Here is a 14,004-nt window from a genome sequence, read left to right as displayed (position 1 = left end):
ATGGATTCAGATCTGGCCGAACTGATCGATTTGATTGATCGCTACTCGGCGAGCCGAGAGGAATGGGAAACGGAAGTCCTGCTCGCGAAGTTGCGCGAACAAGAGCAAGCAATTTGCCGCCGTGCGCCCCACCTGGCGCGCTTCGCTCATGCGGCGATTGAAGGCGCTCTTTACGTCCGCCGACAGGCTGACGCCTCCCGAATGGCTCGAAGCTCCGAAAAGGAGGAATGTCGAGAGCGCAATTATCTGATGGCCGCGGAATGCATCAGCCGACGCGCTGATTCGGCCTATGACGATCTGAGCGATATCCAATTGATGATTCGCGTTGGCGCTTTGCCTCGCTATGGCCTCGCAAAATCGCAGGCGCGAGCAGCGATCCTCGACGGACTGCGCGACCCACGCAATATAGAAAAAATTAAGCAGTTCGGCGACCACGGCGAACCGAACAGACGGCGTTCTATCTTCAATGGCACCAAGAACCTGAGTTGCCAATGTCCGAGAACAGCGTCGATACCCCATCCGTCGAAAACACCTACGCGACAAACGCATCAGCCCTGATCCGCACGCTGATGGGCGGCACCGACGCGATGCGCGCGGCTGGTGCGAAGTATTTGCCGCGCTTTATGGCGGAGACGGGCGCCAATCACATGGCGCGTATCAACCGCTCAGTCCTGTTCAACGCCACCAAAAAGACCGTCATCGACATGACCGGCAGAGTTTTCGCCAAGCCAATCGTGCTCGGCAAGGACGTTCCGGAACAACTCGTCAAGATCGCCGAGAACGTCGATAATGCCGGCCGACATCTCAACGTGTTCGCGCGCGATTGCTTCTTCGACGGTCTGCAAACCGGCATCGGCTTCATTTTCGTCGACATGTTGCCGGCCATCCCGGACGGTCAAGGCACGGGCCGCGACGGCGAAGTGACCAGGGCCGACGAGCAGGCAGCGAACCGCCGCCCATACCTGACCTATGTCAGGGTCGAAGATTTGATCGGCTGGAAAACCGCGGTCGTCGACGGTGCCTTGGTTCTCATTCAAGCGCGACTCCGTGAACGCGTCACAGTTCCCGATGGGCCGTTCGCCACCAAGGTCGTTCCGCAAATTCGCGTGCTCTCTCGCGGCGGTTGGGAGACCTGGCGCGAAGCCGCAGACGGTCGCGACAAGGGCAAATGGGTTCGCTTCGACGAAGGCACCACTTCGATCGACTACATTCCGTTGGTCCCTGTCTATCTCAACCGAACCGGCTTTTTCACCGGAGCGCCGCCGCTGAAGGACTTGGCCGATTTGAATGTCGCTCACTGGCAATCGGCCAGCGACCAGCGCAACATTCTCACCGTCGCGCGTGTGCCGATCCTGTTCGCGACCGGCGTTAGCGCCGAGGATCCGGCCCTCGAAATTGGCGCGTCCAGCATGGTTCGCGCGTCGAATCCCGACGCGACACTGCAATACGTCGAGCACACGGGCGCCGCGATCGGTGCCGGCGAGCGCGACTTGCATTCCCTGACCGTGCAGATGCAAGCCATGGGGCTGCAACTCATCATCGAAGATCAAGCCGGCCAAACCGCTACCGGCGAACTCCGCGACAATTCCAAGGAAAACAGTTCGCTCAGCGCCATGGTTTCCGGGCTGCAGGATGCACTCGAAGCCGCATTCGGCGTCATGGCGGACTATCTCTCGCTTGGTCGGGACGCCGGCGGGTCGTTGGAAGTGAACCACGACTTCGGACTCTCCGGGCGCTTGGGGGATATCCAATATCTCACGCAGGCCGTACTCGCCGAAAAAATCGACAACGAGACCTACATCGACGAACTGAAGCGTCGCGGAGCGCTGAGTGACGCCGTCGACACTGAGGTCGTCTTGCATCGCCTCGACACTGCTCCGCCCGCGCTCGGCGAGAGCGGTCGCATGAACTTCGACTAAGGAAAGATCAGAAGATGTCAGCCGAATTGAAGATGATTCAGAGCACGATCGACAAGCTCACGAAGTCGAACGCCGGGGCAGCCGCCGAGACGGCGCGCCGTGCCGCCGAAATTCATGACGGCCTGTTTGGCGTTCACGAGGCGATCGCCAAGCGCGCAGCGGATGAGCAGCGCAACGGTGCCTGGCTGACGGAAAACGTCAACAAGGCCTTCAGCGCCAAGTTTGCGGACATTGCGCGGCTCCGCCACCAGAACGAGCAGGCGCGCAAGAGGCACGAGAGCACCAAGCCGAAGATGCCGGACTTCGATCGAAGCGACGCTTTCGCTGCGTTGCAAGCAATGGAACTAGCCAAGCGAGTTGCCGCGACGACGGACCTACAGAAGCGGGCAAACCTTTCGGAAGCGGAAAAGCTTGCGGCGCTGCGAATGCCTGAACTTGCCGGCGTCTCGAAGTCTCAGGCCGAGGCGTGGACAAACGAAATTCTCCAGAAGATCGAGCCGGAGAAAATGAAGTCGTACACCGCCGGCGCGGAAGCGCTGGCCGAAGCGTCCGTTGCGATCGATCTGGTGAAGATCGCGTTTAAGCGAGAAGCCGGGTTCATTAATCGAGATACGGGATTTACGTCTCCGAAGTGGGACGATTTCGAGAAGGAGCAAATGAACGCTCTGCGTGCCGAGCTTGCGGCGGAGTGATCGCAATGTCGTCAGTCGCGCAAGGCAATTCCGTCACGATCATCGTTCCGGCCGATCGGACCCTAGAAGTCTCAACGGCCGGCGAAGCGTCGGTCACCGTCGAAGGGGGCCGCACTTGGTGGCTTCGATCTGGCGAGAAGCGGCGTTTGGCGCTGCCCGATCCTGCCAAGCGCGTGACCATCGTCGCGATCTCCGGAACTGCCAACTACACCGTCTATTACACCGATGTCGTGCCGTTCACCGGAGATCGCACGCTGAGCCTCGACGACAACGGCAAGGTGCTGCGCTGCGACGACACGTCGAACGTCACCATCACCGTCCCGGCCGATCTGCCCGAGTGTTTTTCGTGCGGATTCCTGATGTGGAGTACCGGCACCGTTACGCTCGCGGCCGGATCCGGCGCGACGAAGCGTTCCAGCACTTCCGCGATCGGCGCGCAATATTCGAGCGGAGCTATGCTCGTGGCAACGAATGCCGATGACGCGTCGGCCGAATTCGTCTTGAGTGGCGGATTTACCTGATGACTGATCAACTCAAACATATCGTCCGAGCGTTCGAGACCGAGGTGCTGCGTGCCGTCGCGAACGGTGGCAAGCGGCCGTACATCGAACGCGCCATGAGGCGCGCTGACGACAAACTGCGAGCCATGCAAGCCGGCGCCGATGCGGATTTGCTCGAAGCCATCTTCTCGGCCGCAATCGAGATTGAAACCAAATCGAAAATGGCAATGAAGGCGATTGCAGCATGAACACGCTCGCGACACTTGGCCTCAAAATCGATTCTTCGCAGGTCACAACTGCGAACGCCGCGCTCGACAAGTTTCAGGCGTCGGCGAACACGGCGGCGGCCGGCGCCGACAAGCTGCAGGCGGCAACCAAGACGACCGGGACCAATCTGGCCGTGATCAGCAAATCGGCGCAGCAAGCCGACAAGGCGATGCAGAATATCGCTAAATCGACCGGCCTCGCCCGGCATGAACTGATCAACCTGTCCCGGCAGATTCAGGACGTCGGCGTTTCGCTGGCGTCTGGTCAATCGCCGTTCATGGTTCTGGCGCAGCAAGGTACGCAGATCGCCGACATCTTCGGGTCCAGTAAAACCGGCACCGTCGGCGGCGCGCTGCGGCAGATCGGCGGCGGTATTGCAGGCGTACTGACACCGATACGCTTGGTCGCGGGTGGCGTGGCCGGTGTTGCCGCTGGCTTTGCGATCGCGGCGAACAGTGTCATCAAGAGTACGCTTTCGTTCGACGATCTGGCGCGCTCAACTGACCTCGTGTTGCCTAAGCTCCACGCCTTGCAGCAGTCGGCGTCGTTCAAGGGTATCGATAACGAAGGCTTTGCGAAGGGCATCACTGAATTCGCCGACAGCGTTTATCAGGCACAGCGCAATTTCGGATCGCTGAATTCGCTGATGAACGCCAATGGTAAGAGCGCCAAGGATCTGTCCGGCTATCTCGGGACCGTTGCTGATCTAGTCGCGCGTGCCACCAGCGACGTGCAGAAGCAGAAGATTTTGCGCGAGGCTGGTTTGCCGAGCGACGCCGCATGGGTGCGCTACATGGAGCAAGGCTCCAAGGGCATTCAGGCCGCAGTCGACGGTTCGGTCAAATTCAACGAGTCGGCCGAACTGAACCTGATCCGCAAGGCGCGTGAATTCGACGACGCTTGGAACACCGCATCGACTAAAATGGGCCAATACCTCAAGAGTGGTGTTCTTGAGGGCATCACCGCACTCGACACGCTGCAATCGAGGGTTCGCGACTTCGGTAATGCGTCGTTCTGGACGAAATTCACCGAAGCGACCGGGAAGCTTGGGCTCAATTCGGACCCGAAAAGCATGGGGATCGAATTCGGCACTCCGTTCGCCGACCGGTTCGGTTCGTTTCAGTCTCCGCTCAACTCCGGAGCGCTGCAACGCGGGCTTAACCAGCGTGGCGGGATTGCCGAGCCAAAGACCGGTCAATCATCCCTGATCGACATTGCTCGCGCTCAACAAAGCATTGGACTGCTCGGCAACCTGGCAACTGTCGAGGATCAGGTCAAGGCAAAGGCACTCGAACTCGACGCGGCGTTCATTCAGACCGGGGTCGGTGTCGGCAAAATGCGCGACGCGGTTCTGAACGCCGTTCGCGCGCAGGCGGAAATGGCGCGTGTGCAGGATCAGGCCAGCATTGGCATTTTCAATTTCAAGGACGCAAGCAAGGCTGCCGCTGACACGCTGCAGAGCTGGGTCGACCGGGGCCTGATCGATCCGACCAATCTCGAACAGTTTGCAAGCGCCTCAAACCTTGCCGCGAAATCCGTCGAAGCGCTCGCCGAACAGGCCAAAGTGGCCGGGTCGTTGCTGCCGCAATTTCAAGCAGCCATCAACGAAGTGGGCAATGCGCGGAAGCAGCTCGACGGGCTCATGGTTGAGGGGATGAACGTCAACCGCGGGTTCTTTGTCGAGTTTGGTCAGCAACTGCGCAGCGGCGCGGGCGCGTGGGAATCGTTCAAGTCCGCCGGCCTGAACGCCCTTGGCAAGATCAGCGACAAGCTGATGCAGATGGCGGCCGATAGCCTGTTTGCGAATGCGTTTGGCGGATCGTCGTCGGGCGGTATCGCTGGCGCGCTCGGGTCGCTGTTTGGGGTGGGTGGCGGAGGCGGTGGGGCTGCTCAAGCAGCGTCGGCCGCCACGCTCGCGAATAACACTGGCGGCGCTTTCTTTGGCCCCGGCTTCGCCGCGGCGAACGGCGGCACGTTCGGCCCGGGTTGGGGCGTCGTTGGCGAGCGCGGCCCCGAGCTGATCAATGTCCACAAGGGCGGCGTTACCGTCGTTCCTAACCACATCTCCAAGCCGTTCCTGCCCGGCTTCGCCGACGGTGGCACGATGTCACCGAACGGAATGGTGTCGCGCCTGGCTGCCGCTGGTGGCGGAGGTAGCACGGTCAATGCACCCGTGAGCATCAACATCGACGCGACCGGCGCGGACAAGGATGGACTCGCCAGGGTTGAGGGCCAGTTGCGACAGCTCAAGGCTGAATTGCCGGGCCGCGTAGTTTCTGCGGTCACCGACGCCAAGAAAAAGCGGATGCTCTGAGATGACGCCCAAACAGACGCGGCAGCGCGACCGGCGCCCTGATGAGCAATTGCCCGCCGGCGATGTGATCGACCCGGATTTCGATGATCTCACCGAAGCAGACGTCGAGTGGGCAAATTGGAAATGGCCCACACGTGAGAGGAACAGCAATGAAAGTTGAGGATCGCAATCGGCCTCACGACCTGCCGGAGAAACCACCTGTTTCCGTCCGTGAAGCCGTCGCGCGACTGAAAGCAATTGTCGCTGAATCGATGGCCGATGAGAACAAGCGGAAGCTCTATTTCGGATATTTTGAGACGTCAGACGGAGATCTTTGATGACCGCACTCGTAAGCTACTCCACCGGCACCGTCACGGTTTCAGCCGGCGGAACAACCGTCACCGGCACCGGAACGATCTGGTCCGGCGTCAATGTGCGCCCAGGCGACATCCTGCAGATCGGCAATTTTCAGACGATCATTTCCGACGTCGTCGACATCGACGAATTGACCATTCCGCCGTGGGGCGGCGGCGCGCAAACGGGCGCCGCGTACAAGATTTGGCAGTGGTTCCCCCAGCGTGTCGCCGGCGCAGAGGTAGCGCAAACTGTCAACAAGCTGGTCGCGGCGCTGAACAAAGAAGGGTTCTATTGGTTCGTTGACGCCGACGAGACCGAACCGGATCCGTCCCTTGGCAACGATGGGCAATATGCCTCGCAGCCGATCACCGGTAAGTTGTGGATCAAGGCGGCCGGTGTGTGGGATTTCCTCGGCGTCTACAAGGGTTTCAACTTCACCGGTGACTACAGCGGCGCGACTACGTATTCGCTTGGCGACGTGCAAACGACGTCGGGAACGTCCTATGTCTGGATCAATCCAACGCCGGGCTCGGGTCATACGGCGCCGAACGCGACATATTGGCAAGTACTCGCGAGCAAGGGCGATACCGGAAATACCGGGCCGACCGGCGCCGGCTATGGCGGCACCTCGACAACGTCGCTGACCATTGGCACGGGCTCGAAGGTGTTCACCACGCAATCCGGTCTCGCCTATCAGGACGGCGCGCGCGTGCGTGCCACGGCGACTGCGGGCGCAACGGGATGGCTAGAGGGTGTTGCGACCTATGGTGGGACGACGCTGACCATCACAGGCGACAAGACCAGCGGAAGCGGCACGGGTACGGCGTGGAATTTCAACGTAGTCGGCGAGCCTGGTGCGGGCGATCTGTCGAGCGCAAACAATCTGTCGGACCTGGCGAATGCGGCGACGGCCGCGGCAAATCTTGGCGTCGTGCGCTATGGCGGATCTCAATCGCTTACCGCGGCTCAAAAGGCTCAGGTCGCAGCCAATATTCAGCAAGCATCCTTGGCAAAATCGGCGAGCTATACGGTGGTCGCGAACGACTTCGGTGCGCTGATCAAGCTGACTTCCAGCGGGACATTGTCGCTGACGGCCGCGGCGGCATTGGGTGACGGTTTCGAATGCCATCTAACGAACACCGGAGCCGGTGTCTGGACGATCGACCCCAATTCATCCGAACTGGTCGACGGTGCAACAACGATTCGGCTGAGCCCGAAACAAAGCTGCACGCTGCGCTGTGATGGGACCGGTTTCTATACATGCGGCCTGGCGAAGCGCACGCTGCTGCAAAGCGTCGTCGCATCGAACAGCGCAACCGTCGATCTGACCTGCTATTCAGGTTACGATTACCACGAGATTGAGGCGTTTGGCGTCGCTCCAGCGACCGACAACGTCGATCTCCAGATGCGCATTTCGTCCGACAATGGCGCCAGTTACGATGCTGGCACCGATCAGTACGTTTCGGAAGTTATTGCTGCGAATGGGACTGGTCTCTCGGCTCTTACTCATAGCACAACAGGCTGGTACCTAGCAGCGTCGCAGGACGTCACCGGCGTGGTGGCTGGTCAATTCGATTGCATGTTGTTCCCCGGCGATGGAGTAAGGCGACCCTCCGCAAAAGGCGAATTCGGCTTTTTCACCAATACGCCGGGAAACCTGGGAATTCGAAAATTCTTCGGGTTCAGGCAAGACCTTGTCGTGACGACAAATGTCAGGTTCGTCTACAGCAGCGGAAATATTGCAGCCGGCACGTTTGTCATCTACGGCGTGCAGGTTTCATAGCGCCCTGGCTGGCACGGCGGATGAGTTAGGCGCCTGCAACGTCCAGTCTAATCGCTGTTCTATTTTGCCAAAACGTCTAACAGGCGCTCTGCGAGCGCCCTGCGCTCCAGCCACCTCATAGTGTTAGTATTGAGGTCAATCACTTCCCACATTGGTGATCGGCGATCTGACATTCCGATCCGCCCTATGTGAGCGCGTTGGGGATCCGTCTTGTCATATCGAAATCTGCGCGGAGACCCTGGCTGACCGGGTGCGGTCACCATCTCGATCGGTGCGTCCAGCTTCCTGTCAGAGGGAATCTCGTACTTCTCGGTCTGCACACGGACCAATCGCAAGTCTTCAGCCAATGCGTCGAACTCTTGGTCGCCGGGGAATATCTTTCGGCTCGCAAAGGCGTAGCAGACGGCATAGGCGGCGCCCACCCAAAGGTCTGCTAGGAAAGCAAGATAATGAAAACGGAAGTCCATCTCCCCATCTTTTGGTGGCAGCAGGTGCAACTCGTCTTCGATCGCGCAACAGACTGCGTCGAGTTCTCCGACTCTCTGAATAGATTCCGAAATCAATGACTCGGGAATCCTGCTTCCGGCGCGATGCGACGCCGTCACCCACTTCTGAGCGAGGCTCGGCTGCATCTCTCGCGATGCCCTAAAGATCTCCACGATGAGCGATCCGACACGAGGCATGTTGGTCGCCATGGCCAGCTTCCTTTCGTCCTTCAATCCCGAATGCAGATCAAGAACACCAATCGAACGTCCCGACGATTTCATGTGCCAATCGTGTCACACGGACTCATTGGCAATGCTTCGTAACCGCTGACGGAATGGATGGTAACCCTTGTAAACACTACGTTTTCGGCTGACCTCCTTTGTTGCCGCCAGCGGCACACGGAATCAGTCGAAAACTGCTACTAAGTTACTGATTTTATTTGGAGCGGGTGAAGGGAATCGAACCCTCGTATTCAGCTTGGAAGGCTGCTGCTCTACCATTGAGCTACACCCGCGTCGGCCGATCCCCTAACACGGCCGGGCGGCGGTCTCAACTGCCGAGGAGGTTGCTTTCTCGGCTCTCACAGGCTTCGCGGACCGCCCCGGCTTCTCCGGACCCGCCGCCCTTAACAGCGGCGGCAAGACTGCCTATATTGATGTTTCCCGAAACCAACGAAAGGAGGTGATCCAGTGTCTTATCTCAAGCGCTGTCACCTCGCTGGGATCGCCCGCTGAGCTTTGACTAAAGGCTTGGCATCGGGGCGCTCTCAGCCCTGGACCAGCGAGCAAGAAATCGGGCGCGACGGGGCCTCCCCGCCGCGCCTTTTCCTTGCGGTCTCTTTGAAACCGGAAGCCAGTCAGCCGGCGCGAAGCCGTGTGGCGCGACGCGGCGATCAGCATGCCGGGGCACCGGGCCGACGACTTGCGCGCGGTGCGGCTCGCAGCAGCACCGTGAAGAGGCTCGTCAGAAGGCACGGGACGGACCGCCTTGCCCGTCCGGCTCATGGTTGCGAGCAGGAACGGCATCGCCGCGATCGACGATTGCAGGACGTTCATATGAACGACCGGTTTAAAGGCTTCAGAAGCCGCAGATGTTGAGCGCGCGCGGCCGTTTGCCGCGCCGGCTTTCCACGATCCGCTCGCCGCCGTTCTCGACCGAGCTGCCGTAGTAGCGGTGATGACCGGCCTGGTCGTGCAGATCGGCCGGCTCCGACTGTCCCGCCCGCCGCGCGTCGCAGATGATCTTGATGGTATGACCCGACATTGCCGCCTCCAGCAAAAGCCTGTTGTTTATGGTCCATCAGTCGCGACCCACTCCGGCGGCGTTCACATGGCAGGGCCGCAATCGGGTTTCAGAACCGTTTCGCCGCTCGCCGCGTATGCAATATTCATCTCGGGATTGTCGGGACGGGCTGCCATGCTACGTCCTTGGGACCTGTGCAAAAAAAGAGGTGACGATGCTCTACGCGATCCTGGCCTACCACGTGGAAGACGAGATCTTGTCCTGGACGCCGGAGCAGGACGCCGCAGTCGTGGCCAAAGTCATCGAGGTTCAGGCGCCCCTCCGGGCAAGCGGACAGTTTGGACCAGCGGCCCGCCTGGATGAGACCCGAAAGGCCCGCACCTTGCGCGGCCCCGGCGCGGGAATGGTGCTGGACGGGCCGTTTGCCGAGACCAAGGAACAGCTTCTGGGCTTCCACCTGATGCAATGCGCCACCGAGGATGAGGCAATCGCGGCGGCGCGGAAGCTGCGTGCGGTCAATCCGACGGCGGTCTACGAAATCCGGCCGGTCAAGCTTTACGTGCCGGCCGATGGGTTCGGGGCGACAGAGGGGTGAGTCCTACGCGCCCGGCTCGGTTCGCTTGGGAAGGAAGCGCTGGATCACGATGCCGCCGAAAGCGATGAACCACAGGAAGGGCGCGACCCGCGGCGCGAACGCCGCAACGATCGTGCCCGGAATGAACATCAGCAGCGGAAACAGCGAGGCCACCATTTCGCTGCGCCAGCCGCCCAGGATCGTCCACCACAGCCAGGCGTTGAGGCCCGCGATCGCGGTCAGATGCAAGCCGTAGAGCACGGCGACGGCGCTACTCATGCCGTAATTGGTGTAGAGGCCGTTGGTGACCGGCAGCAGCACGATCGAGAGCAGAAAGAACAGGTTGAGGATCACGTCGCCGCGGCTGCCGACCGGCTGGCGCGCCAGCCGCCGGTGATGGCTGATCCAGAACACGCCGGCGATGATGAAGCTGAGCGCAAAGCCTATCAGCTTGCCTGAATAGACCCGGGCAAGATCGTTCCAGTCCGGCGCGCTGGTGAACACGGCGGCCTTGGGCAGATCATAGGCGAGAAGCGTCATGCCGACACCGAAAATGGTGTTGCTGAGCGATTCCAGCCGTCGCATCTCGAACTGGTCGGGCTTGAGCTCGGTCACGTCGGGCATGGGGCGCACTGGAACTGGGGGCCGTCTTCCCCTAAATCCTAAACTAGTCCCCGTCCAGCTGCATTGCGATTCGCGCCGGGATCGCCGACTCTCATCCTTTCACCGGGGCGATTCGTGGCGACATATCTGGACACGCTCAATGCGGAGCAGCGCCGCGCCGTCGAGCATGGCGTGGCCGATGGCGCGACCGTGGGAGCCCCCCTGCTCGTCATCGCCGGCGCCGGTTCCGGCAAGACCAACACGCTGGCCCATCGCGTCGCGCATCTGATCGTCGCCGGCAGCGATCCGCGCCGCATCCTGCTGATGACGTTCTCCCGCCGCGCGGCAGCCGAGATGGCCGGCCGCGTCGAGCGCATCTCCCGCAAGGTGCTCGGCGAGACCAATGCCGCGATCATGCGCGATGCGCTGACGTGGGCCGGCACCTTCCACGGCATCGGCGCACGGCTCCTGCGCGAATATGCCGAGCGGATCGGCGTCGATCCCGCTTTCACCATCCATGATCGCGAGGACTCTGCCGACCTGATGAACCTGGTGCGGCACGAGCGCGGATTGTCGAAGACCGCGAGCCGCTTCCCCGCCAAAGGCACCTGCCTGTCGATCTATTCCCGCTGCGTCAACGCCGAGATGGAGATCGAGAAGGTGCTGGGGGTGCACTATCCCTGGTGCAGCGGCTGGGCGGCCGAGCTGAAGGGCCTGTTCGCCGCTTACGTCGAGGCCAAGCAGGCCCAGCACGTGCTCGATTACGACGATCTCCTGCTGTACTGGTCGCAGATGATGAGCGATGCGCTCATCACTGAAGAGATCGGAGGCCGCTTCGACCACGTGCTGGTCGACGAATACCAGGACACCAACCGCCTGCAATCCTCGATCCTGCTGGCGCTCAAGCCGGACGGGCGCGGTCTTACCGTCGTCGGCGACGACGCGCAGTCGATTTATTCGTTCCGGGCCGCCACCGTGCGCAACATCCTGGACTTTCCGCAGAGCTTCTCGCCGCGCGCGGAGATGATCACGCTCGACCGCAATTACCGCTCGACGCAGGCGGTGCTGGCAGCGGCCAATGGCGTGATCGGCCTCGCCCGCGAGCGCTTCACGAAAAATCTCTGGACCGACCGCACCTCCGGGCAGAAACCGCAGCTCGTCACTGTGCACGACGAAGCCGACCAGGCGCGCTACATCGTCGAGGCGGTGCTGGCGAACCGCGAGCAAGGAGCGCTGCTTAAGCACCAGGCGGTGCTGTTCCGGACGTCCTCGCATTCGGGTCCGCTGGAGATCGAGCTCACGCGTCGCAACATTCCCTTCGTCAAGTTCGGCGGCCTGAAATTCCTCGACGCCGCGCATGTCAAGGACGTGCTGGCGCTGCTGCGCTTTGCCGAGAACCCGCGCGATCGCGTCGCCGGCTTCCGCATCCTGCATCTGTTGCCGGGCGTGGGGCCCGCGACCGCGCAGCGCGTGCTCGACCAGATGGCGGAAAGCACCGATCCGCTGGGCGCGCTCGGCCAGCTTCCGGTGCCGGCGCGGACCGGCTCGGACTGGACCGACTTCGTCCGCACGGTGGCGAACCTGCGCTATTCGGAATGGCCCGTCGACCTCGAGCGCGTGCGGCTCTGGTACGAGCCGCATCTCGATCGCATCCACGAGGATTCCGAGACGCGCCGCGCCGACCTGATTCAGCTCGAGCAGATCGCGAGCGGCTATGCCAGCCGCGAGAAATTCCTGACCGAGCTCACGCTCGATCCGCCGGATGCGACCAGCGACAAATCCGGACCGCCCCTGCGCGACGAAGACTACCTGATCCTCTCCACCATCCACTCCGCCAAGGGCCAGGAGTGGAAATCGGTGTTCGTGCTCAACGTCGTCGACGGCTGCATGCCGTCCGATCTCGGCGCCGGCACCAGCGCCGAGATCGAGGAAGAGCGCCGCCTGCTCTATGTCGCGATGACGCGCGCCAAGGACGACCTGCACCTCGTCGTTCCCCAGCGCTTCTTCACCCACGGCCAGGTCGCCAAGGGCGACCGCCACGTCTACGCCTCGCGCACCCGCTTCATCCCGGAGCAGCTGGTCCATCTGTTCGAGCGCACCGCCTGGCCGAAGTCCGCGGCGGGCACGGCGCGCACCGCGGCACAGGGGCCGAAGATCGACATCGGCGCGAAGATGCGCGGGATGTGGCGGTAGACGCAAGAGGTTCGTGCTGGGACCTGTCAGGATAGCTGGAACAGCAGAGGTCCGACATGAAAGCCGTCGTCGTCGAGCATTACGCCCCCATCGATCAGATCGAGCTGAAGGACGTCCCGGCCCCGTCCATCGAGCCGGGCCAGTTGCGCATCCGCGTGGAAGCTGCCGGGATCGGCTTCGTCGACGGCTTGAAGATCGAAGGGCGCTACCAGACCAAGGATCCCCTGCCCTTCATTCCAGGGACGGAGTTCGCAGGTGTGGTGATGGACGCGCCCGGCGCACCAGGCGGTTATCACCCCGGCATGCGCGTGATGGGGATGACGCGCTCGGGCGCGCTTGCCGAGGAGATCGTCGTCAACCCCGCAGCGCTCCATCCCCTGCCGGACGGCGTCGCGCCCGAAGTCGCCGCCTCGTTTCGCGCCAATTATCTGACCGCGCTCTATGCGCTCAGTGCACGCGCATCGCTCTACGCAGGCGAACAACTTCTCGTGCTTGGCGCGGCTGGCGGCACGGGAATCGCTGCTGTCCAGATCGGCAAGCTGCTCGGCGCCCGTGTGATCGCAGCCGCATCGACGCCGGACAAGCGCGAGTTCGCACTGGCGCACGGCGCCGACGCCGTGATCGACTACACGCAGGCCGGCTGGCGCGACACGCTGAAGGACTTGACCGGAGGACACGGCGCCGACGTGATCTTCGACCCCGTTGGCGGCGAGATCTCGGTGCAGGCCTTTCGCTCCATCGCCTGGCGCGGCCGTCATCTCGTGGTCGGGTTTGCCGCCGGCACCATCCCCGCGCTGCCGTTCAATCTGCCGCTGCTGAAAGGCGGCGCCCTGCTCGGCGTCGACCTCGCGCAGATTCCGACGCGCGAGCCCGACGTGCAGAAGCACCTGATGTCACAATTGACGGGCTGGCTTGCCGACGGCCAACTGAAGCCCGTGGTCGGCCAGGTCTTCGCCTTCGAGGATTTCCGCGAGGCATTCAAGACGATGCAGACGCGTGCTGCGCTCGGCAAGATGGTGGTGCGGATCGCGCGATAGAATTCACAAACGGAAACCGAGCATTTCCGAAAGCCGACTTGTCGCGCGCCTGCGGTCC

General features: G+C 61.8%; 15 protein-coding genes and 1 tRNA gene. 12 read left to right on the top strand and 4 right to left on the bottom strand.

From position 1 onward, the window contains the following. Genes EDE08_RS24420 through EDE08_RS39150 form a run of 9 tightly spaced genes read left to right on the top strand, consistent with a single transcriptional unit; the run spans position 1 to position 7,811 of the window. Entirely contained in the window at positions 1-558 is a 558-nt protein-coding gene (locus tag EDE08_RS24420) for a hypothetical protein (RefSeq protein WP_131871088.1), read from the top strand. Then, positions 492-1,919 (top strand): DUF4055 domain-containing protein, encoded by a 1,428-nt coding sequence (locus EDE08_RS24415; RefSeq protein WP_131871089.1) that lies wholly within the window; start codon positions 492-494, stop codon positions 1,917-1,919. The genes EDE08_RS24420 and EDE08_RS24415 overlap by 67 nt, the downstream gene beginning before the upstream one ends. A gap of 14 nt (positions 1,920-1,933) precedes the next feature. Further along, on the top strand, positions 1,934-2,611 hold the full coding sequence (locus EDE08_RS24410; RefSeq protein WP_131871090.1) for a hypothetical protein: 678 nt from the start codon (positions 1,934-1,936) through the stop codon (positions 2,609-2,611). 5 nt (positions 2,612-2,616) lie between these two features. Further along, entirely contained in the window at positions 2,617-3,132 is a 516-nt protein-coding gene (locus EDE08_RS24405; RefSeq protein WP_131874992.1) for a hypothetical protein, read from the top strand. Then, the gene (locus EDE08_RS24400; protein WP_131871092.1) at positions 3,132-3,359 is read left to right on the top strand and encodes a hypothetical protein; all 228 of its coding nucleotides are present in this window, start codon (positions 3,132-3,134) and stop codon (positions 3,357-3,359) included. Before EDE08_RS24405 ends, EDE08_RS24400 begins: the two co-directional genes overlap by 1 nt. Next, positions 3,356-5,692, top strand: coding sequence for a phage tail length tape measure family protein (locus tag EDE08_RS24395; protein ID WP_131871093.1), 2,337 nt, complete (start codon positions 3,356-3,358; stop codon positions 5,690-5,692). Before EDE08_RS24400 ends, EDE08_RS24395 begins: the two co-directional genes overlap by 4 nt. A 1-nt stretch (position 5,693) precedes the next feature. Then, positions 5,694-5,852 (top strand): hypothetical protein, encoded by a 159-nt coding sequence (locus EDE08_RS38595; RefSeq protein WP_165936144.1) that lies wholly within the window; start codon positions 5,694-5,696, stop codon positions 5,850-5,852. After that, on the top strand, positions 5,842-6,009 hold the full coding sequence (locus EDE08_RS38590) for a hypothetical protein (RefSeq protein ID WP_165936143.1): 168 nt from the start codon (positions 5,842-5,844) through the stop codon (positions 6,007-6,009). Before EDE08_RS38595 ends, EDE08_RS38590 begins: the two co-directional genes overlap by 11 nt. Further along, positions 6,009-7,811: a hypothetical protein gene (locus EDE08_RS39150; RefSeq protein ID WP_245524875.1), complete on the top strand. Its 1,803-nt coding sequence runs from the start codon at positions 6,009-6,011 to the stop codon at positions 7,809-7,811. Before EDE08_RS38590 ends, EDE08_RS39150 begins: the two co-directional genes overlap by 1 nt. Before the next feature lie 59 nt (positions 7,812-7,870). Here the strand turns inward: EDE08_RS39150 and EDE08_RS24385 are convergent, their stop codons facing one another. From EDE08_RS24385 to EDE08_RS24375, 3 genes are all read right to left on the bottom strand, one after another. Further along, complete coding sequence (locus tag EDE08_RS24385; protein ID WP_131871094.1) at positions 7,871-8,578, bottom strand: hypothetical protein; 708 nt, start codon at positions 8,576-8,578, stop codon at positions 7,871-7,873. 159 nt (positions 8,579-8,737) lie between these two features. Next, positions 8,738-8,811 (bottom strand) — tRNA-Gly (locus tag EDE08_RS24380). A gap of 563 nt (positions 8,812-9,374) precedes the next feature. Then, positions 9,375-9,560 (bottom strand): hypothetical protein, encoded by a 186-nt coding sequence (locus tag EDE08_RS24375; RefSeq protein WP_131871095.1) that lies wholly within the window; start codon positions 9,558-9,560, stop codon positions 9,375-9,377. A gap of 193 nt (positions 9,561-9,753) precedes the next feature. Here EDE08_RS24375 and EDE08_RS24370 point away from each other — a divergent pair, with 193 nt between their 5' ends. After that, a complete protein-coding gene (locus EDE08_RS24370) occupies positions 9,754-10,134 on the top strand; it encodes a YciI family protein (protein WP_061880604.1) in 381 nt (126 codons plus the stop codon). Positions 10,135-10,137: 3 nt separating this feature from the next. Here EDE08_RS24370 and EDE08_RS24365 read toward each other — a convergent pair whose 3' ends face one another. After that, positions 10,138-10,728, bottom strand: a complete 591-nt coding sequence (locus EDE08_RS24365; protein WP_131871370.1) for a TMEM175 family protein — start codon at positions 10,726-10,728, stop codon at positions 10,138-10,140. A gap of 123 nt (positions 10,729-10,851) precedes the next feature. Here EDE08_RS24365 and EDE08_RS24360 point away from each other — a divergent pair, with 123 nt between their 5' ends. Continuing rightward, positions 10,852-12,909, top strand: coding sequence for an ATP-dependent helicase (locus EDE08_RS24360; RefSeq protein WP_131871096.1), 2,058 nt, complete (start codon positions 10,852-10,854; stop codon positions 12,907-12,909). 56 nt (positions 12,910-12,965) lie between these two features. Further along, entirely contained in the window at positions 12,966-13,946 is a 981-nt protein-coding gene (locus tag EDE08_RS24355; RefSeq protein WP_131871097.1) for an NADPH:quinone oxidoreductase family protein, read from the top strand. Positions 13,947-14,004: the final 58 nt, after the last annotated feature.

This window comes from Bradyrhizobium sp. R2.2-H (genome assembly GCF_004346455.1).
Taxonomy (GTDB): Bacteria; Pseudomonadota; Alphaproteobacteria; order Rhizobiales; family Xanthobacteraceae; genus Bradyrhizobium; species Bradyrhizobium diversitatis.
This window is presented reverse-complemented; position numbering and strand designations above follow the sequence as displayed.

Excerpts from the sequence above, each read along its gene's own strand:
- EDE08_RS24420 (WP_131871088.1), top strand. The coding sequence starts at position 1 with ATGGATTCAGATCTGGCCGAACTGATCGATTTGATTGATCGCTACTCG.
- EDE08_RS24415 (WP_131871089.1), top strand. The coding sequence starts at position 492 with ATGTCCGAGAACAGCGTCGATACCCCATCCGTCGAAAACACCTACGCG.
- EDE08_RS24410 (WP_131871090.1), top strand. The coding sequence starts at position 1,934 with ATGTCAGCCGAATTGAAGATGATTCAGAGCACGATCGACAAGCTCACG.
- EDE08_RS24405 (WP_131874992.1), top strand. The coding sequence starts at position 2,617 with ATGTCGTCAGTCGCGCAAGGCAATTCCGTCACGATCATCGTTCCGGCC.
- EDE08_RS24400 (WP_131871092.1), top strand. The coding sequence starts at position 3,132 with ATGACTGATCAACTCAAACATATCGTCCGAGCGTTCGAGACCGAGGTG.
- EDE08_RS24395 (WP_131871093.1), top strand. The coding sequence starts at position 3,356 with ATGAACACGCTCGCGACACTTGGCCTCAAAATCGATTCTTCGCAGGTC.
- EDE08_RS38595 (WP_165936144.1), top strand. The coding sequence starts at position 5,694 with ATGACGCCCAAACAGACGCGGCAGCGCGACCGGCGCCCTGATGAGCAA.
- EDE08_RS38590 (WP_165936143.1), top strand. The coding sequence starts at position 5,842 with ATGAAAGTTGAGGATCGCAATCGGCCTCACGACCTGCCGGAGAAACCA.
- EDE08_RS39150 (WP_245524875.1), top strand. The coding sequence starts at position 6,009 with ATGACCGCACTCGTAAGCTACTCCACCGGCACCGTCACGGTTTCAGCC.
- EDE08_RS24385 (WP_131871094.1), bottom strand. The coding sequence starts at position 8,578 with ATGAAATCGTCGGGACGTTCGATTGGTGTTCTTGATCTGCATTCGGGA.
- EDE08_RS24375 (WP_131871095.1), bottom strand. The coding sequence starts at position 9,560 with ATGTCGGGTCATACCATCAAGATCATCTGCGACGCGCGGCGGGCGGGA.
- EDE08_RS24370 (WP_061880604.1), top strand. The coding sequence starts at position 9,754 with ATGCTCTACGCGATCCTGGCCTACCACGTGGAAGACGAGATCTTGTCC.
- EDE08_RS24355 (WP_131871097.1), top strand. The coding sequence starts at position 12,966 with ATGAAAGCCGTCGTCGTCGAGCATTACGCCCCCATCGATCAGATCGAG.